The sequence below is a fragment of the Bailinhaonella thermotolerans genome (assembly GCF_003594875.1).
In the GTDB taxonomy this organism is placed as follows: Bacteria; Actinomycetota; Actinomycetes; order Streptosporangiales; family Streptosporangiaceae; genus Bailinhaonella; species Bailinhaonella thermotolerans.
In genome coordinates this window covers 969,540-987,801 of sequence record NZ_QZEY01000001.1, presented here as the reverse complement: position 1 = coordinate 987,801, position 18,262 = coordinate 969,540, and the positions used below count along the sequence as shown (strand labels likewise).

18 protein-coding genes are annotated in these 18,262 nt (G+C 76.0%); 10 read left to right on the top strand and 8 right to left on the bottom strand.

The annotated features are described in order from the left end of the window. Window positions 1–60: 60 nt before the first annotated feature. Window positions 61–2,103 carry an AfsR/SARP family transcriptional regulator gene (locus D5H75_RS04805; RefSeq protein WP_119925052.1) on the bottom strand — a complete coding sequence of 681 codons (2,043 nt, stop codon included), beginning with the start codon at window positions 2,101–2,103 and terminating at the stop codon, window positions 61–63. Between the two features lie 99 nt (window positions 2,104–2,202). Between D5H75_RS04805 and D5H75_RS04800 the strand changes: the two genes are divergently transcribed. Together D5H75_RS04800 and D5H75_RS04795 are read left to right on the top strand one after the other, a co-directional pair. Continuing rightward, the gene (locus D5H75_RS04800) at window positions 2,203–3,075 is read left to right on the top strand and encodes an alpha/beta fold hydrolase (RefSeq protein WP_119925051.1); all 873 of its coding nucleotides are present in this window, start codon (window positions 2,203–2,205) and stop codon (window positions 3,073–3,075) included. A gap of 191 nt (window positions 3,076–3,266) precedes the next feature. Further along, on the top strand, window positions 3,267–3,584 hold the full coding sequence (locus D5H75_RS04795) for a hypothetical protein (protein WP_119925050.1): 318 nt from the start codon (window positions 3,267–3,269) through the stop codon (window positions 3,582–3,584). 39 nt (window positions 3,585–3,623) lie between these two features. Here the strand turns inward: D5H75_RS04795 and D5H75_RS04790 are convergent, their stop codons facing one another. Next, a complete protein-coding gene (locus tag D5H75_RS04790; RefSeq protein ID WP_119925049.1) occupies window positions 3,624–4,379 on the bottom strand; it encodes an SDR family oxidoreductase in 756 nt (251 codons plus the stop codon). A gap of 113 nt (window positions 4,380–4,492) precedes the next feature. Here D5H75_RS04790 and D5H75_RS41255 point away from each other — a divergent pair, with 113 nt between their 5' ends. The 3 genes from D5H75_RS41255 (at window position 4,493) to D5H75_RS04780 (ending at window position 5,787) form a co-directional block, all read left to right on the top strand. After that, window positions 4,493–4,648 carry a hypothetical protein gene (locus D5H75_RS41255; RefSeq protein ID WP_202637806.1) on the top strand — a complete coding sequence of 52 codons (156 nt, stop codon included), beginning with the start codon at window positions 4,493–4,495 and terminating at the stop codon, window positions 4,646–4,648. A 28-nt stretch (window positions 4,649–4,676) separates the two neighbouring features. Further along, complete coding sequence (locus D5H75_RS04785; RefSeq protein ID WP_202637805.1) at window positions 4,677–5,180, top strand: GNAT family N-acetyltransferase; 504 nt, start codon at window positions 4,677–4,679, stop codon at window positions 5,178–5,180. A gap of 67 nt (window positions 5,181–5,247) precedes the next feature. Further along, window positions 5,248–5,787 (top strand): DinB family protein, encoded by a 540-nt coding sequence (locus tag D5H75_RS04780; RefSeq protein WP_119925047.1) that lies wholly within the window; start codon window positions 5,248–5,250, stop codon window positions 5,785–5,787. A gap of 78 nt (window positions 5,788–5,865) precedes the next feature. Here the strand turns inward: D5H75_RS04780 and D5H75_RS04775 are convergent, their stop codons facing one another. Together D5H75_RS04775 and D5H75_RS04770 are read right to left on the bottom strand one after the other, a co-directional pair. Then, entirely contained in the window at window positions 5,866–6,606 is a 741-nt protein-coding gene (locus tag D5H75_RS04775; protein WP_119925046.1) for a class I SAM-dependent DNA methyltransferase, read from the bottom strand. A gap of 153 nt (window positions 6,607–6,759) precedes the next feature. Then, entirely contained in the window at window positions 6,760–7,632 is an 873-nt protein-coding gene (locus D5H75_RS04770; protein WP_119925045.1) for a sulfotransferase family protein, read from the bottom strand. A gap of 389 nt (window positions 7,633–8,021) precedes the next feature. Between D5H75_RS04770 and D5H75_RS04765 the strand changes: the two genes are divergently transcribed. Together D5H75_RS04765 and D5H75_RS04760 are read left to right on the top strand one after the other, a co-directional pair. Continuing rightward, window positions 8,022–8,963, top strand: coding sequence for a S66 peptidase family protein (locus D5H75_RS04765; RefSeq protein ID WP_119925044.1), 942 nt, complete (start codon window positions 8,022–8,024; stop codon window positions 8,961–8,963). 47 nt (window positions 8,964–9,010) lie between these two features. Continuing rightward, entirely contained in the window at window positions 9,011–9,886 is an 876-nt protein-coding gene (locus D5H75_RS04760) for a hypothetical protein (RefSeq protein ID WP_119925043.1), read from the top strand. Window positions 9,887–9,977: 91 nt separating this feature from the next. Here D5H75_RS04760 and D5H75_RS04755 read toward each other — a convergent pair whose 3' ends face one another. Together D5H75_RS04755 and D5H75_RS04750 are read right to left on the bottom strand one after the other, a co-directional pair. After that, the gene (locus D5H75_RS04755) at window positions 9,978–11,774 is read right to left on the bottom strand and encodes a glycoside hydrolase family 15 protein (RefSeq protein WP_202637804.1); all 1,797 of its coding nucleotides are present in this window, start codon (window positions 11,772–11,774) and stop codon (window positions 9,978–9,980) included. A gap of 158 nt (window positions 11,775–11,932) precedes the next feature. Then, window positions 11,933–13,099, bottom strand: coding sequence for an epoxide hydrolase family protein (locus D5H75_RS04750; RefSeq protein ID WP_119925042.1), 1,167 nt, complete (start codon window positions 13,097–13,099; stop codon window positions 11,933–11,935). A gap of 63 nt (window positions 13,100–13,162) precedes the next feature. On the opposite strand from D5H75_RS04750, the gene D5H75_RS04745 reads away from it, so the two are divergent. Then, window positions 13,163–14,134 carry a helix-turn-helix transcriptional regulator gene (locus D5H75_RS04745; RefSeq protein ID WP_119925041.1) on the top strand — a complete coding sequence of 324 codons (972 nt, stop codon included), beginning with the start codon at window positions 13,163–13,165 and terminating at the stop codon, window positions 14,132–14,134. Between the two features lie 94 nt (window positions 14,135–14,228). On the opposite strand, the gene yczE is transcribed toward D5H75_RS04745, so the two are convergent. Continuing rightward, window positions 14,229–14,867, bottom strand: a complete 639-nt coding sequence (yczE, locus tag D5H75_RS04740) for a membrane protein YczE (protein WP_202637803.1) — start codon at window positions 14,865–14,867, stop codon at window positions 14,229–14,231. Between the two features lie 61 nt (window positions 14,868–14,928). On the opposite strand from yczE, the gene yczR reads away from it, so the two are divergent. Next, complete coding sequence (gene yczR, locus D5H75_RS04735) at window positions 14,929–16,368, top strand: MocR-like transcription factor YczR (RefSeq protein ID WP_119925040.1); 1,440 nt, start codon at window positions 14,929–14,931, stop codon at window positions 16,366–16,368. Window positions 16,369–16,380: 12 nt separating this feature from the next. Here yczR and D5H75_RS04730 read toward each other — a convergent pair whose 3' ends face one another. After that, window positions 16,381–16,995, bottom strand: a complete 615-nt coding sequence (locus D5H75_RS04730; RefSeq protein WP_119925039.1) for a trimeric intracellular cation channel family protein — start codon at window positions 16,993–16,995, stop codon at window positions 16,381–16,383. A gap of 233 nt (window positions 16,996–17,228) precedes the next feature. Between D5H75_RS04730 and D5H75_RS04725 the strand changes: the two genes are divergently transcribed. Beyond that, window positions 17,229–18,044 carry a hypothetical protein gene (locus tag D5H75_RS04725; protein WP_147425064.1) on the top strand — a complete coding sequence of 272 codons (816 nt, stop codon included), beginning with the start codon at window positions 17,229–17,231 and terminating at the stop codon, window positions 18,042–18,044. Window positions 18,045–18,262: the final 218 nt, after the last annotated feature.

Below are 18,262 nucleotides of genomic sequence, written 5' to 3'. Positions count from 1 at the left end.
CGCGGTCCGGTACGCCGGGGAGGCCCCGGCGAGAGCCGTACGCGCGGAGGAGCCGGCGGGTCAGCTCCGCGGCCCGGGCGGATCGAGGTAGGCGGCCACGGGGCCCAGGGTGAGCAGGCCGCTGCCGGCGCCGGCCAGCTCGCCGGCGGCGGGAGCGAGGGCGTCGCGGGCCCGCCGTGCCGCCTCCCGGTCGCCGAGGAGGGCCGCGGCGCGGGCCACCAGGGCCCACATCGCCTCCATGAGCAGGTCGGCCGGCGGGTCGGGGATCTCGCGCAGCGCCTCCGCGGCCTCGGCGCGGCGGTCTCCGGCGAGGAGCAGCAGCGGGCGGGCCCACGGTTCGTAGGGGCCGAAGTCCGGCTCGCCGCCCGCCGTCCCGAGATCCCGCGGCTCGACGGGCAGTCCCCGCCGGACGCGCGCGCACAGCAGGGCGAGCGGCGGCAGCCCCCGCTCCAGCCCCGGCATCCCGGCCCCGTCGAGGAGCCCGGCCGCCTCCCGGTACGCGGCCTCGGCCCGTCCCGCCGGCGCCCCGCCCGGCACGTCGCCCTCCTGGCCCGGCACGGCGGTCCCGCCCGGCACGGCGCTCGCCCCGCCGGGCGGCTCGCCGGTCACGTCGAGGCGGAGGGCGTGGTACCAGGTGGTGAAGACCTCCACCAGGGGGCGTTCGTGCCGCTCGGCCAGGCGCTCGGCGGCGGCCGCGTGCTCGTCGGCGGCGGCGAAGTCGGCCAGGGCGCAGCGGGCCTGCAGGCGGACGAGGTGGCCCAGGATCTCGAAGCCGGCCAGGCCGTGCCGGGCCGACAGGGCGACCAGCTCCGCGCCGATCTCGTCGCGCCGCCCGGCCAGGCCGGCCCGGCCGAAGCTCTGCATGAACGCGCCGTTGAGCGCGAAGGCCAGCAGCGCCGGGTCGTCCAGCCGCCGGGCGATCTCCTCGGCCTGGCGGGCCGCCTCGGCGGCGCGCGGGGAACCCGTCCCCCGCGACTCCACCGCGATCGTGCTCAGCAGGCGGGCGCGCGTCGCCTCGGGCGCGCCGGGCGGGAGGGCGGCCAGGACCCGCTCGGCCGCCGCCACCATCCGCGCCGCCTGCTCCGGGTCGTCCGCGCGGGTCCAGACCGCCGGCACGTCGTAGGCCCCGATCACCCGCGCCGTCAGCTCGGGGTCGCCCAGCTCCTCGGCGGCCTCCGTCGCGGCCACGCGGTGCGCGCGGGCCGCCTCAAGGCCCGCGCCGCCGGTCGTGGCCAGATCGCGCATGAGGCCCACCGTGGACTCCAGCCGCGCCCGCGCGCCCGCCGGCACGCTCGCCTCGTACGCGGCGGCCGCCCGCGCCCACACCGCCTCCGCCGGGTCCCGCGCCCGGTCCAGGGCCGGGGCCTGGCGCAGGATGTCGGACTCCAGCCGGCGCAGCTCCGGCCCGGGGTCCACCCCCAGGCGCGACACCAGCAGGTCGCGAGCCCGGCGCAGCACCGCCAGGGCGTCCCCCTGGCGCCCGCCGCGGTACAGCGCCAGCGCCAGCAGCCGCCAGCCCTCCTCCCGCCAGGGGTGCTCGGCCACGTGCGCCTCCAGGTCGGGCACCGCCCCGGCGGCCCGCCCCAGCGCCAGCCGCGCCTCGGCCAGCCGTTCCACGGCCCGCAGCCGCAGCTCCGACAGGCGTGAGCGCTCCGCCCGCGCCCAGGGCTCCTCGGCGAAGTCGGCGTAGGCCGGTCCGCGCCACCAGCCCAGCGCCTCCTCCAGCCGCCGAGCCGCCCGCTCCGGCGGCAGGTCCGCGGCGAGCGCCCGCTCGAACCGCCAGGCGTCCACCGCCCCGGGATCGGCGCGCACGGCGTATCCCGGCCCCTCGGTGACCAGCAGGCGCGGCCTGGCCCGGGCGGGCCGTTCCGGCTCCAGCGCCCGGCGCAGCGCCGCCACGAACGTGCGCACGGCGGCCACCGCGCCCTCCGGCGGATCGCCCTCCCACAGGTCCTCCACCAGGTAGGACACCGGGACGACGCGGCCGCGGGCGACGATCAGCCGGGCCAGCACCGCCCGGTGGCGCGGCCCCTTGAGATCGATCGCGTCCCCGGCGTCGTCCCAGGCCGCCACCGGCCCCAGCACCCCCAGTTCGACCCCCACCCTCCGACCGTATCGCCGCTCATCGGATGCTCATCCGGCCGGGCGAGGCTGGAAGCCGGCCCGGGAGGGCCGCGAACCACCGGAAAGGGAAACGAGAACATGAAGATCGAGGGTTTCGACTACCGGCGCGTCCCCGTCGCCCCCGGCGTGTCGCTCAACGCGGCCGTCGCGGGGTCGGGCAGCCCCGTCGTGCTGCTGCACGGGTTCCCGCAGACCCACCTGATGTGGCGGCACGTCGCCGCCGACCTGGCCGCCGACCACACCGTGATCGTCCCCGACCTGCGGGGGTACGGCGCGAGCGACAAGCCCGCCGAGGACGGCCCGGACACCTACTCCAAGCGCACCATGGCCGCCGACGTCGTGGCGCTGGCCCGCGCGCTGGGGCACGAGCGGTTCGCGCTGGCCGGGCACGACCGGGGCGCGCTGGTCGCCGTCCGCGCGGGGCTGGACCACCCGGAGGTGATCACCCACCTGGCCTCGCTCGACGTGCTGCCGACGCTGGACATGTGGGACGTGATGCGCGGGACGACCGCCGCCGTGGGCTTCCACCTGTTCCTCATGGCGCAGCCGCCCGGCCTGCCGGAGCGGATGATCTCGGCCGGCGCGGACGCCTTCTTCGGCCACTTCCTCGACCTGTGGACCGGCGACCCCGCCGCGATCCCCGAGGACGTGCGCGCGGAGTACCTCCGGGCCTGCCGCGAGGCCGTCCCGTCCATCGTCGCCGACTACCGCGCCTCGGCCGGGATCGACGTCGAGCACGACCGGGCCGACCGCGAGGCCGGCAACCGCCTGCGGATGCCCGTCACCGTGCTCCAGCAGGACTGGGGCGCGGCCCTCGGCTACGACGCGGAGGCGCTGTGGCGCGCGTGGGCCCCCGACCTGCGCCACCAGACCGTCTCCTGGGGCCACTTCATGGCCGAGGAGGCTCCCGCCGACGTCGCCGGGGCCCTCCGCGACCTCCTCGCCCGCTGACCCGCCCCGCGCCCGCCCGATCCCGTACGCCGGGGGCGGGCGCGGGCGCGAGCCGTACGCCCGGGACACGGGCGCGAGCCGTACGCCCGGGACACGGGCGTGAGCCGTACGCCTGGGACACGGGCGTGAGCCGTACGCCCGGGCACGAGCCGGGTCTGGACGGGCGGGGCGTTCCGGTCGATCATGCGAAAATGCCGGCGATCACCGGAAGCCTCGCCCTCACGGTCACCGCGAACGGGGGGCCCGTCGTCCAGGTCGCCGGGGGCCTTCTGCTCCTGGCCGCCGGGCTGATCCTCGCCCTGGACTTCCGGGGCTGGGCCACCTGGCACGCCAAGGCCGCGGTGAGGTACGCGCGCAGGTTCTACGGCCCCCTGCTGAACGCCGAGCGGAGGCAGCGGCTGCGCGAGCGGGAGGCCCGGGCCCGCACGACGGTCTTCGACCGCGTGACGGGCGTGCTCTTCGCGGCCGCCGGCGTCACGATGCTCGCCGATCTGTTCGTCGGCCTGTGACCCCGCCCCGGCTCGGCCGGGCCCCGATCCGAGGGGCGGTCAGATGACGCGCTGGGCGCCGCCGTCCACGGGGAGCATGACCCCGGTGAGATAGGAGGCGGCGGGGGAGAGGAGGAAGGCGGCGACGCGGCCGAACTCCTCGGGGGTGCCGTAGCGGCGGAGCGGGATGGCCTGGGAGAGGCGGTCGCGGACCTCGTCCGGGTCGCCGGAGCGGGAGTCCAGCTCGCGGACGCGGTCGGTGGCGATCCGGCCGGGCAGGAGGGCGTTGACCCGGACGCCCCGGGGGCCGAGCTCGTCGGAGAGGTTCTTGGCGAAGCCGGCCAGCCCCGGGCGAAGGCCGTTGGAGACGGCCAGGCCGGGGATGGGGCTGCGGACCGACGAGGACAGGACGAACGCGAGCGACCCGCCCTCGCCGAGCGCGCCGGCGAACGCGCGCGCCAGCCGTACGGAGCCCAGGAAGATCGTCTCGAAGGCCGCGCGCCACTGGTCCTCGGTGGTGTCCCCGATCGAGGCGGCGGGCGGGCCGCCGACGCTGATGAGCGCGCCGTCCAGGCGGCCGAAGGAGTCGCGCGCGGCGGTCACCAGGCGCTCACCGGCGTCCTCGTCGGCGTTGTCGGCGGCGACGCCCACGGCGGCGGGGCCGAGGTCCCCGGCGGCGCGCTCGACCGCCTCGGGGTCGCGCGAGCTGACGACGACGCGCGCCCCGGCGGAGACGAGCGCGCGGGCGGTGGCCAGGCCGAGGCCCCGGCTTCCCCCGGTGATGACGAACACGCGGTCGGTGAGTCCCAAGTCCATGTGCCAATCCTGCCCGGTTCCCGGCACCGGCCGGAAACCCGGGCGTCACCGCGCGGACGCGCGGGTCCGGTGTCCTGGTCTCGTCCGAACCCCCGGCATCGGAGGAGACGGCGATGCGGCTGGTCAACCGGCGCGGAGTGCGCCGAGCGGTCCTCTACCTCACCGGCGTGGCCCTCGCGGGGGCGGCCATCGGCTGGAACGTGGAGAACCGGCGGCCCCGGCCCGCCCGCTGGGAGGCCCGGGGTGCGCGCCGCGTCCTCCCCGGCTAACCTTGGCCCGTTCCGGGGAGGGATGCCCATGGAGGTCGTGGAGACCGAGCGGCTGATCCTGCGGCCGCTGAGCGGCGCGGACTTCGAGGACTACGCGGCGATGCTGGGGGACCCCGAGGTGGGGCGGTACCTCTTCGCCGAGGGCGCCATGTCGCGCGAGGACTCCTGGCGCAATCTCGCGCTCATGCTCGGGCACGAGCGACTGCGCGGCTTCACCAACTGGGCGGTCGTCGAGAAGTCCACCGGCCGCTTCGCCGGGCGCGCGGGCCCCTGGCAGCCGCTCGACTGGCCGGGCCTGGAGATCGGCTGGGCGCTGGCGCGCGAGCACTGGGGCAAGGGGTACGCCACCGAGGCCGCGCGCGCCGCGCTGCGCTACTGCTTCGACGTGCTCGGGGCCGAGGAGGTCTTCTCGTACGTCAGGGAGGGTAACGACAGGTCCGCGCGCGTGGCGGAGCGGATCGGCCACGAGCTGCGGGGCGGCACGGTCCTGCGCGGGGTGCGCTGCCACGTGTACGCCCAGTCGCGGCGGTGACCCGCGGGCCCGCGCGGGCCCGAAAACGTGTGGCGGCGCACCCGGGGCCGCTGGCAGACTCCGCCGAATGATCAATCCCCGTGTCGCCCTGCTGACCGGTCAGCTCGACATCGCCATGGCGTTGCTGGAGTACCACCTGAAGGACCTCGACGACGAGGCCGCCCTGTGGGAGCCCGCCGCCCACTGCTGGACCGTGCGCCGCGACGAGCGGGGCCGCTGGGTCGCGGACTTCCAGGACACCGAGCCCGACCCCGCCCCGGCGGTCACCATCGCCTGGGTGACCTGGCACATCGGTTTCTGGTGGACGACCACCATGGGCCACTGCTTCGGCGGCGGCGCCCCGGCGCGGGAGGAGATCACCTGGCCGGGCACGGCCGGGGCCGCCGCCGACTGGCTGCGCGACCTCCACCGGCGGTGGCGCGAGCACCTTGAGACCCTGACCGACGCCGACCTGGACTCCACCGAGCGCACGGCGGGCCTGTGGGGCCAGGAGATGACGCTCGGGTCGGTCGCCGGCTGGGTCAACGTCGAGCTCACCAAGAACGTCGCCGAGCTGGGCCTGCTCCGCAACCTGCGCGGCGCCCGCGCCGGGCGGCCGCTCGGCTGACCCGCGGCCCGCCCGCCGTACGGCCCGGCGCGGCGCGGGGCGCGGGCCGGGCGGGGCCGTACGGCGGGAGCGGGGCGGTCAGGCCGGCCTCTCCCAGACGGAGACGTGGCGGGTGCTCTCGGAGGTGAAGGGGCGGCCGGTCCAGTCCTCCCACCGGTCGCGCGGGCGCAGCCCCGCGATCCGGGCCATCAGGTCCAGCTCGGCCGGCCACACGTAGCGGAACGGGATCGAGCGGAACGTGCCCCGCCCGTCCGCGCCGACCGTGACGTAGTTCGAGCTCATCGCCTGCGTGGCGACGTCGTACACGTCGTAGGCCCACCCGTCCGGCCGCACGTCGAACGGCACGGTCGTCTGCCCCGGCGGCAGCAGCCGCAGGCCGGGCACGCCCACCTCGATCACGAAGCACCCGCCGGGCTCCAGGTGGGCGGCGGCGTTGCGGAAGCACTCGACCTGCGCGTCCTGCGTGGTCAGGTTCATGATCGTGTTGAAGACGAGGTAGACGACCGAGAAGGACCCCTCGACGCGGGTCGTGGCGAAGTCCCCGACGGTCACGCCGACCGCCTCGCCGCCCTCCTTCTCCCGGATCCGGGCCACCATCGCCCGGGACATGTCGATCCCGTGCACCGGGACCCCGCGCCGGGCCAGTGGCGCCGCGATCCGCCCGGTCCCCACCCCGAACTCCAGCGCCCGCCCGTCCCCGGCCAGCCCCGCCAGCACGTCGAGGACGGGCCCCAGGGCCTCCGGCGTGGACATGTCCGCCGTCTCGGCGTCGTAGGCGGCCGCGACCTGTTCCCCGAAGTACCCGTCAGGATCGTTCATACGCCCGGAGGGTACGCCCTCGGTCCGGCCGCCTCCACCGGATATCGCGGGCATCGCCGGGCCGGGGCCGCCCCGCCGTACCGGGCCCGGCGCGCCGCCCCCGCTCCGTCACCCCGCTCCGCCACCCCCGGGGGGATCCGCGCGGGGGCCGTCTCACGGGAGGTAGCCGAGGCGGGTCAGTTCGGTGCGGGCGACCTTCTGGACCAGGGCGGCGTCGGTGGCCGTCAGGCGGTCCCTCCAGGCGCCGGGGCGGGGGGCGGCGGCGACGTCCAGCGGGGTCACCCGGGTCTCCAGGAAGGCGGACAGGGCCGCGGTCGTCCCGGCCGGGTCGGCCAGGAGGTCCTCGTAGCGGACGGTCATGAGCTGGTCCTGGGGGAGGCGCGCGCGGAGGGCGGCGCTCAGGTGGACGGCGGCCCGCCAGCGGAGCGCGCACTTGCCGGCGGGCGGCATGTCGGCCCACTTGCGGCGGTGCGCGGCCCGCTTGAGGCCGAGGAAGGGGAGCGGGAACTCGGCGTCGTCGCCCAGCATGCCGGGCTTGAACCAGGCCAGGCAGGCGGGGTCGGTGAGCATGTCGGCGGCCACGTCGCGGCCGTCGCGGATGAGCTGGACCAGCCGGGCGTCGGGGAACGCCTCCATCAGCACGGGCGCGCTGTAGAGCAGGTCGGGGCTGGCGTCGGCGAACCGCGTGACCGAGGACGGGGTCGCGCACGGGCCGCCGCCCGCGGCCGAGCGGCAGGGCGCGGGGCAGGCGTCGCACGAGCCGGGGGAGAGCTGCCACGTCTCCGCCAGCCCGTCGCGCAGGACGCGGGCGGCGCCCGCCTCACGGGAGGTGGTCAGGGAGGGACGGCGCGCGAACGCGTAGACCAGGCGCAGGACCTCGGGCCGCCCGATGGTCAGGTGGAAGCCGGGGGTGCGCTTGATGGCGCGGGCCAGCAGATCCACGCCGGAGTGCGGGGCGGCGACCACGAAGACCGGCCTGCGGACCTTGATCCCGTTCACCACCAGGATGTGGGTCGGAGGTCTCATGCTGATCCCAGTCTGACAGGCTCCGGCCCCCGGCAGGACCTTCTCGGCCCCGCCATGCCCGATGACCTGCGAACACGCCGGGTGCGCCCCTCCCGCCCCGAAGTCCGCGCCCGCCTCCCGCACCCGCCCGTGAAGCACCGTCCCGGCCCTTTCGCCCGCCATGTGACACCGCCCTCCCGGCCTCCGCAGGCCACCGTCCGCCCTGTGCCCGCCGTACGGCGAGGCATGCCGCCCCGCCCGGGGAGCCGCCGCGTCCAGCCCTTTCGAAGAGGGCCGTCTCCGGCTTCCCGGGCCGCGCCGGGAGGCCGCCGCGCGCCGTCGCGGGACTCGGCCGCGTCGCCGTACGGCGGTGCGCGCCCCCGGCCGCGCGGGATGGAAGGATCGGGCGGGTGGAATGGGACGAGGGGGAACGGGCGGCCCGGACGCCCGCGCCGCTGCGGCCGGGCGACCGCGTGGCCGTGGTCGCGCCGTGCGGGCCGGTGGACGAGGTACGGCTGGCGCGCGGTCTCGCGGTGCTCCGGGACGAGCTGGGGCTGGACGTGGTGACCGGGGAGCACCTGCGCGACCGGGACGGATACCTGGCCGGGGCCGATGAGGCGCGCGCGGGCGACCTTCAGGACGCCTGGTGCGACCCGGAGGTGAAGGCGGTGTTCTGCGCGCGCGGCGGGTACGGCGCGACGCGGCTGCTGGACCTGCTGGACTGGGACGCGATGCGGGCGGCGGCGCCCAAGCCGCTGGTGGGGTCGAGCGATGTGACGGCGCTGCACGCGGCGTTCGGGCGGGAGCTGGGGACGGCCACGCTGTTCGGGCCGATGCCCGCGTGCGCCACGATCAGCGACGGGGAGCCCGAGCCGCGCAGCCTGGACCACCTGCGGGCCGCGCTGTTCGACGGCGGCGCCCCGGTCACCGGCGACGACGCGCTCGTGCCCGGGTCGGCCCGCGGGCGGCTGGACGGGGGCAACCTCGCGCTGCTCGCGGCCCTGTGCGGCACCCGCTACGCCCCGGCGTTCGAGGGCGCGGTCGTGCTCCTGGAGGACGTCCACGAGCCGCCGTACCGGATCGACCGGATGCTCACGCAGCTCCTCGCGGCGGGCGCCTTCGCGGGCGCGCGCGGGATCGTGCTCGGCTCCTGGACGGACTGCGGGGACGAGGCGGCCCTGCGGCCGCTGTTCCTGGACCGGCTGGGCGGCCTCGGCGTGCCGATCCTGGCCGGGGTGCCCATCGGGCACGGATCCACCCAGCTCAGCGTGTGGCTCGGCGCGGACGTCGCCATCGATACCGAATCGTTCTCCATGGAATGTCCGATTCGCGACCGGGAATCGGCAGCCTGAACGCCCGGGGACGCCAGCCGCTCGGGCGCGTCCGGAAGGAGCGTGACGTGGGGCTGCCGGCCGAGGATGTCGACCTGGACTCCCTTATCGCGCTCGTCGCGGAGTCCCGGGGCTACGCGTACGCCTTCGACGGGGCCCACGTGCGGCTCGTCGGGCCGCGCGAGGTGACGGTGGCGCTGCCGCCGCTGCGCGCCCAGGCCCGCCGCACCGATCGCGGCCGGTGGCCGGCGCTCGTCTCCGAGCACCTGGCCGCCGCGCTCGACCGGCACGACCCGGTGGACGCGAGCGACCTGTCCGCCGTACGGCACCTGCTGCGCGTGCGCGTGTACGCCGACGACGACCTCGGCGCGACCGGGCTCGCCCCCGACCGCGTGGTCGGCCGCCACCTGACCCCGGAGCTGGTCGAGGTGCTGGTGGTCCAGGAGTCGGGGTTCGTGCGCGCGGTGCGCCCCGAGGAGGCCCGCGCGTGGCCGCTGCCCGCCGGGCACGTGCTCGAACTCGCCCGCGCCAACGCCCGCGAGCAGGAGTCGCTGTCGGCCGTGCCCGTGGACCTGGGCGGCGGGGCCAAGGCCCAGCTCCTGACCGGCCTGACCTGGTCGGCCGCGGTCCACCTGCACTGGCTGGAGCGCTACCTCGACCTGCCCCGCCACGGCGCGCTGGTCGCGATCCCCAACTCCGAGACGCTGGCGGTCCACCCGGTGGAGGGGGTGGGCTGCGTGCGCGCCCTGGAGCGCCTGCGCCGCCTCGCCCAGGCCCTCTACGACGAGGGCCCGGCCTCCCTGACCCCGCACGTCTACTGGTGGCGCTCGGACGCCCCGCTCGCGCGCGTCGGCGCCGAGTTCGACGGCGACCGGCTCGTCGTCTCCCCGCCGCCGGAGTTCTCCCGCCTCCTGCTCGCGCTCTCCCGCGACCCCGGCCCCTGACGGCCCCTTCGGCCTGTACGGCTCGCGCCCGCCCCTGCGGCCCGGCCGGGGCCTTTCGGGCGCGCCGCCGTACGGGGCGGGGCGACGCGGGTCAGCAGCGGACGATGCTGCCGCGGCGGATGGTGCCGGACAGGGCGCACGCGGCGTGGATCATGGGGACGTGGCTGAACGCCTGCGGGAAGTTGCCGACCAGGCGCTTGTAGCGGGGGTCGTACTCCTCGGAGTAGAGGCCGACGTCGTTGCGCAGGTCGAGCAGGCGCTCGAACAGCTCCACGGCCTCGTCCCGGCGGCCGATCATGGTCAGCGCCTCCACGAGCCAGAAGCTGCACGCCAGGAACGCGCCCTCGTGCCCGGGCAGGCCGTCCACGGTGCCGCCCTCGGTCGGGTAGCGCAGCACGAACCCGTCGCGCATCAGCTCGCGCTGGACGGCCTCGATCGTGCCGATGACGCGCGGGTCGTCCGGCGGCAGGAACCCCGTCTGCGGGATGATCAGCAGCGCGGCGTCCAGCTCGCGGGAGCCGTACGCGCCGGTGAAGGTGTTGCGCTCGGGGTCGAAGCCCTTCTCGCACACCTCGGCGTGGATGCGGTCGCGCAGTTCCCGCCACTTGGCGACGGGCCCGCGCCGGCCCAGCTCGTCCACCAGGCGCACCGCCCGGTCGAACGCGGTCCAGGCCATCACCTTGGAGTGCACGAACTGGCGGCGCGGGCCGCGCACCTCCCACAGGCCCTCGTCGGGCTCCTGCCAGTTCGACTCCAGGAAGTCCAGCAGCTTGCGCTCGATCGCCCACGCGTGCGGGTCCGGCTCCAGGCCCGCCTCGGCGGCCAAGTGCAGGGCGCTCATGACCTCGCCGTAGACGTCGAGCTGGAGCTGGTTGACGGCGGCGTTGCCGATGCGGACCGGCTGGGAGCCCTCGTACCCGGCGAGCCAGTCGGCCTCCCACTCGAACAGCCGCCGCTCGCCCGCGAGGCCGTACATGATCTGCAGGTCCTGCGGGCGGCCGGCGATCGTGCGCAGCAGCCACTCCCGCCAGGCCCGCGCCTCGTCGGCGTAGCCGCAGGTCAGCAGGGCCTCCAGGGTCATCGTGGCGTCGCGCAGCCAGCAGTAGCGGTAGTCCCAGTTGCGGACCCCGCCGATGTCCTCGGGCAGGGAGGTGGTGGGCGCGGCCACGATGGCGCCCGTCGGGTCGTAGGTGAGCGCCTTCAGCGTGATCGCCGAGCGGGCGACCTCGTCACGCCAGCGGCCGGAGTAGCGGAACCGGCTCATCCACTGCGCCCACTCCAGCTCGGTGTCGGTGAGCTGGGTGAACGCGTCCGGCAGCGGCGGAAGAGACTCGTGCGAGGGGTGCCAGGCGAGCACGAACGGCAGCCGGTGCCCCTGGGACACGGTGAACCGCGCCCGGTGCGCCAGGCCCCTCCCGACCACCTCGACCGGAGAGCTCAGCCACACCGAGTCCGGCCCGCCGACGGCGTGCAGGTGCCCGTCCACCCGGCGCGCCCACGGCACGATGCGCCCGTAGTCGAACCGGACGCGCAGCTCCATGTTCATCGCCACCGAGCCCGCCACGCCCTCGACGATCCGCACGACGTCCGGCGCGGTGTGCCGGGGCGGCATGAAGTCGATCAGCCGGACGGTCCCGGTGGGGGTGTCCCACTCGGTCTCCAGGATCAGCGTGTCGCCCCGGTACCGCCGCCGCGTCGCCATCGGCCGGTCCCGCCCGGGGGAGGCCGGCCCGATCAGCCAGTGCCCGTTCGCCTCGTCTCCCAGCAGGGCCGCGAAGCAGGCCGGCGAGTCGAAGCGGGGCAGGCACAACCAGTCGATCGACCCGTCGCGCCCCACCAGGGCCCCGGACTGCATGTCACCGATCAGCGCGTAGTCCTCGATCCGCATGATGATCCACCGTAACCCGCGCTCCACGGTGCGACCGGGCAGGCGCGCTCATTCCCCCCACATTGCGTCTTGTCTCCCAGTCCCCCATCAGCCGGTCTCCAACCAGGCGTTTCACCCCGGCCGCCGTGGGAGGGGCGGGAGAGCGCGCGGGCCGGGTCTCAGCCGAGGGGGCGGAAGAAGTCCCGTATGTCGTCGAGGAGGAGCCCGGGGGTCTCCAGCGCGGCGAAATGGCCGCCGCGGTCGAACTCCGACCAGTGGACGACGTGGTGGGCGCGCTCGGCGAGCGGGCGGACGGAGACGTCGGTCGGGAAGACCGCCACGCCGGTGGGGACCGTGCCGCGCTCGCGCGGGGCCCACATGCCGGGGTCGTTGAAGCGCTCGTAGTAGGTGTGCGCCGAGGAGCCCGCGGTGCCGGTGAACCAGTAGAGGCTGACGTCGGTCAGGATCACGTCGAGGTCCACGGCGTCCTCGGGGAGTTCGGCGGCCGGGTCGGTCCACGCCTGGAACTTCTCCACGATCCAGGCGAGCTGCCCGGCGGGGGAGTCGTGCAGGGCCGCCGCGATGGTCTGCGGGCGCGTGCCCTGGAGCCGCATGTAGGCGCCCTCCTTCTCCTGCCACTCGTCCATGCGGGCCAGCCGGTCGCGCTCGGCCGCGCTGAGCGAGCCCATGACGGCCGGGTCGCCGTCGGGGAAGGTGAGCAGCCCGTTGGCGTGCACGCCGAGGACGTTCCCGGGGGCGGCGCGGCCCATGAGCGGCCCGACGAAGGCGCCGACGTCGCCGCCCTGCACGCCGTACCGCTCGTAGCCCAGGCGGTCCATCAGGGTCACGAGGGCGGCGGCGGTGCGGGCGTCGGTCCAGCCGGGGCCGGGGAGGGGACCGGACAGGCCGTAGCCGGGGAGCGACGGGATCACCAGGTGGAACGCGTCCCCGGCCGCCCCGCCGTACGCCACGGGGTCGGTGAGCGGGCCGATGAGGCCGAGGAACTCGACGATCGAGCCGGGCCAGCCGTGCAGGAGCATGAGCGGGGTCGCGCCGGGCTCGGGGGAGCGGACGTGCAGGAAGTGCACGGTGGCCCCGTCGATCTCGGTGGTGAACTGCGGATGCGCGTTGATGGCCGCCTCCTGGGCGCGCCAGTCGTACTCCTCGGCCCAGTGCTGGGCGAGCTCGCGCAGGTACGCCGTGGGCACGCCCCGCTCCCAGCCGGTCCCGGGCAGGTCGGGGGCCCAGCGGGTGCGGCGGAGCCGGTCGCGCAGGTCGTCGAGGGCGGACTGGGGGATCTCGACGCGGTACGGCCGGATCAGGGGGTTCTCCTCGTGGTTCGTCATGTCCCCGACGCTACGGAGAATCGGTGTCAGGTCCGGTCACCATTGTCGGCGAGAATCGTCGGCATGCTGGAGACGTCGGCGCGGCTGCTCCGCCTGCTCTCGCTCCTCCAGTCCCGCGCGGACTGGACCGGGGCCGAGCTGGCCGGGCGGCTCGGGGTGGGACTGCGCACGGTGCGGCGCGACATCGGGCGGCTGCGCGAGCTGGGGTATCCGGTGGACGCCGCCCCAGGGGTCGCCGGGGGCTACCGGCTCGGCGTGGGCGGGGCGCTGCCGCCGCTGCTGCTCGACGACGAGGAGGCGGTGGCGGTGGCCCTCTCGCTGGGCACGGCCGCCACCGGCAGCGTCGCCGGGCTGGGGGAGAGCGCGTCGCGGGCGCTGGCCAAGCTGCTGCAGGTGCTGCCGTCGCGGCTGCGGCACCGGGTGGCGGCGTTCCAGGAGGCCGTGGAGCCGCTGGCGGGCGCCGCGGGGCCGGGGGTGGACGCGGGCGTGCTCGCCGGGATCGCCTCCGCGTGCCGGGAGCGGCGGCGGCTGCGGCTGCGCCACCGGGGGCGCGAGGGGACGGTGACGCGCGAGGTGGAGCCGCATCGCCTGGTCTGCACGCCGCGCCGCTGGTACCTGCTGGCCTGGGACGTGGAGCGGGAGGACTGGCGGACCTTCCGGGTGGACCGGATCGAGGCGCCGCTCGGGCCGCCGGGCGCCCGCTTCGCCCGGCGGACGCCGCCCGGGGAGGACGCGGCGGCCTACGTCTCGCGGTCCATCACCTCCGCGCCCTACCGGCACCGGGCGCGGATCCTGTTCCACGCCCCGCTCGAGCGGGTGGCCCCGCTCACCTCGCCGGCGGCGGGGCGGCTGGAGCCCGTGGACGAGCGCACCTGCCTGTTCCTGGCCGGGGCCGACTCCCTGGAGAGCCTGGCCGCGTATGTGGCGGCCAAGGGCGTCGACTTCGAGGTGCTGGAGCCGCCGGAGCTGGTCCCGGTTCTGCGCGAGGTCGCGGCGCGCCTCGGCAGGGCGGCCGGCGCCTCCGCCCCGGGCTGACGGCCCGCGCGAGCGGCCGGGGCGCCGCACGGGCAGTCAAGGGGCGCCGCGCGGGCCGTCAGGGCGCGGCGCGGGCGTCCCGGGGGGCCAGGGTTCAGGGGTGGGCGGGGGCCGGGGCCGGGGTCTCCCGGGGGCGGCGGGCGAACAACGGCATGAACACCTGCGTGAGGGGGCCGATGGCGAAGGCGAAGGCCAGGGTGCCGACGCCGACGGTGCCGCCGAGGAGCCAGCCGGCCGCCAGGGCGGAGAGCTCGACCAGGGTGCGGGCCACGCGGATGGACAGGCCGCGGCGGGCCAGGCCGGTCATGAGGCCGTCGCGGGGGCCGGGGCCGAAGCCGGCGCCGATGTAGGCGCCGGTGGCGGCGGCCTCCACGGCGACGCCCGCCGCCAGCAGGAACCACTGGGCCGGCCAGGACTGCGGGGTCGGCACCAGGGCGATGGTGGCGTCGGCGACCAGGCCCAGGATGATGACGTTGCTGACGGTGCCCAGCCCGGGACGCTGGCGCAGGGGGATCCACAGGAGCATGACCAGGGCGCCGACGATGATGACCCAGGCGCCGATGCTGAGGCCGACGCGCTTGGCCAGCCCCTCGTGGAGGACGTCCCAGGGGGACAGCCCGAGGCCCGCCTCGACGGCCAGGCCGATCCCGACGCCGTAGAGGGCCAATCCGGCGTAGAGCTGGAACAGGCGGCGGGGCAGGGAGCCTCGCGTCCTGGGGTTCTTCTGGTGCATGACCCCAGATTCTGGTCAGCCGAATCTTGCAAATAAAGGGCCAATCAGGAAAAGTGGCCTCATGTCAGAACGTCGTCTTGGCGGCACACAGCTCGCCCGGCTCCTCGACGTGCCCGCCGGGGCGCGGCCGTACTACCGCGCGCTCGCCGACGGGGTGCGCGACGCGATCCTGGACGGCCGCATCGCGCTGCGCACCCGGCTGCCCGCCGAACGGCACCTGGCCGAGGTGCTGGGCGTCAGCCGTACGACGGTGTCGGCCGCCTACGACCGGCTGCGGGAGCAGGGGTACGTCGAGAGCCGGCAGGGGTCGGGGAGCGTGACCGCGATCCCCCGGCCGGGCCGCGAGGGCTCGGCGGACCCGTGGCTGGCCGCCGAGGACGACGGGCTCCTGCCGCTGCACTGCGCCGCGCTCGCCGCGCCGTCGATCATGCCGGAGGCCGCCGCCGAGGCCGGGGCTGAGTACCCCCGCCACCTGCTGCGGATGGGGTACGTGACGTACGGCCTGCCGCACCTGCGCGCGGCGATCGCGGCCCGGTACACCGCCCGGGGGCTGCCGACCACGCCGGAGCAGATCCTGGTGACCTCCGGCGCGCAGCACGCGATGTACCTGCTGTTCTCCCTGTTCCTGGCGCCCGGGGACCCGCTGGTCGTGGAGTCGCCGACCTACCCCCACGCGCACGACGCGGCGGCCGCGCTCGGCGCGCACGTGGTGCCCGTCGGGCTGTCGGACGAGCACGGCTGGGACCTGGACGTCGTGTCCGCGGCGCTCACCCAGTCCGGCGCCCGCATGGCCTACCTGGTCTGCGACTTCCAGAACCCCACGGGCCACCTCATGGACGCCGCCTCCCGCCGCGCCCTCGTCGAGACCGCCCGCCGCACGGACACCGTCCTGGTCGCCGACGAGAGCTGGGCCGAGCTGGCGGTGGACGACGTGCCGCTGCCGCCGCCGCTGGCCGCCTACGACCGCGACAACCGGGTGCTGCTCGTCGGCAGCGCGTCCAAGCTGTTCTGGGGCGGCCTGCGCGTGGGCTGGATCCGCGCCGGCGCGGCCCTGATCCACCGGCTGGCCCGCCTGCGCGCGGCCGTGGACATCGCGGGCCCGGTCTTCGACCAGCTCGTCGTGGCCCGCCTGCTGTCCCGGGTCGAGGAGGTCCGCGCCGAGCGCCGCGCCCAGCTCCGGGCCGGCCGCGCGGCCCTGACCGCCGCCCTCGCGGACCTGATCCCGCGGTGGACCTTCGTCACGCCGTCCGGCGGCGGCGTCCTGTGGGTCCGGCTCGACGAGCCCGTCGCCGTCCAGCTCGCCCACGCGGCCGTCGCGCACGGCGTCCGGCTGGCCCCCGGCCCCTGGTTCGGCGTCCCCGGCACCCTCGACCGGCACCTCCGGCTGCCCTACACCCAGCCGCCCGCCGTCCTCGTGGACGCGGTGCGCAGGATCGCCCGGGCCCGCGCCCAGGGCCCGTACGGCTACCTGCCCGCCGACCCCCTCGTCCCCGCCGTCTGAGCCGGGGGCCGGTCAGCGCTCGGAGACGCCGCGGGCCAGGGGCGCGCGCCAGCCGTACCGCATGGCCAGGATGCGGAAGGTGAAGGCCAGGACGGCGGCGGTGAGGGTGGGGATGAAGCCGTGGCTGTCCAGGACGTACGCGATGGCCATCGCCGTGCTGCCGAGGAGAGCGGGCAGCGCGTAGAGCTGCCGGTCGTACAGCAGCGCGGGGATCTCGGCGGACAGGATGTCGCGGAGGACGCCGCCGCCGACCGCGGTGATGACGCCGAGGAGGGTGGCGTGGACGGGGCTCAGGCCCGCGTCCAGCGCCTTCTGGGTGCCGACCGCGCAGAACAGGCCGAGCCCGGCGGCGTCGAAGACCATGATCGGGCCGAGGACGCGCTCGACGCGCGGGTGCCAGAAGAAGGCGATGACCGTGGCGGCCAGGGGGACCAGGACGTAGCCCATGTTGGTGAACGCGACCGGGGGAGTGGCGCCGATCACCACGTCGCGCAGGATCCCGCCGCCCAGCGCGGTGATCTCGGCGAGCACCGCCATTCCGACGACGTCGAGGCGGCGGCGCACTCCCGCGAGGGCGCCGGAGATGGCGAAGACGAAGATCCCCGCCAGGTCGAGCAGTCCGGTCATGACACACGAGGCTAGGTGATCTCCGCGAGCGCCCCGGACCCGCCCTCTCGTGAGTTTCCCCACTTCACGGTCCCGCCCCGGTCCGCCCGCCGCTCGCCCCGCCGTACGGCCCGGCGCGGCCGTACGGCGGGGCGAGGAATGGCGGGACCGCCGTATGCGGAGAGGAGGGGAAACGGAAACGAAGCGGCCACGATGCGGGCACTCACGGTAGCGTGTCGTTACGATACGTGAACATGTCGATGAGACGCATGCTGACCGTCCTGGTGGCCGCGGCGGGGACCATGCCCGCGGCCTCGGCCGCGATCGCGAACCCGTTCCCCCCGCCGCACGGCGCCCCGGAGGCCGTGCCGGGGATGGGGCCGGCGCTCCCCGTGCCGGCCGCGCCGCCCGCGGCCGTCCCGGAGATCCGGTCCATCACGGCGCGCCCCGGGGTGGCGGTCGTGACGCAGAGGAAACCGGTCAAGGTCGTGATCGACGTCCTGGCCAGGAACGCGCGCAAGGTCACCGCCGAGGTCGAGCCCGAAGACGAGCGCCGCGGCGGGCGGGTCGGCCGGTGGGCCCTGGCGAGCGTGGCGCGGCGCGGCGACGGGTGGGAGCTGTGGCGGCTGTACCCGGGCAAGGACTCCCTGCTCGGCAAGTGGCACCGGCCAGGGCGCTGGGTGATCACGGTCACCGCCACCGGGCGCGGCGGCCGCAAGGCGGTCGGGCGCGCGGACTTCCACCTCAAGCGCAACACCCGCCTGACGGGGTTCAACGTGGCCGCCGAGCCGCTGCGGCGGGGCGACCGGGCGCGGGTGTACGGCAGGCTGACCAGGCTCGACCCGCTCACCGGCGGATACACCGGCTACGCCGGCAAGCCGGTGGTCCTGGGCTTCCGGCCCGAGGGGTCCCGGGTGTTCCAGCCGGTGAAGACGGTCAGGACCGGGCGGGACGGCTGGTTCCGGACCGGGGTGCGCGTCGAGGGGGCGGGGGTCTGGCGGGCGATGTTCGAGGGCACGTCCCGGCACCACGCCCAGGGGAGCCGTCTTGACCGGATAACTCCGCGCTGACCTGCGATGACGCGCATGACGGGATAAGGACGGACAAAAAATCTCGAACTTCCTCAACTTTTCCCCGCCTTGGTGAGTCATTTACGTGTGGGGCCCCTTCCGGGGCCCGCGGGACACGTCTGGATGGGACCGGCCATATCCGGAGAGGTTGGATTTGTCTGGCCTTGACGGCAACTTTTCCTATCCGGGACGTGTCCTAGTGGATGAGGCGTGGCCGG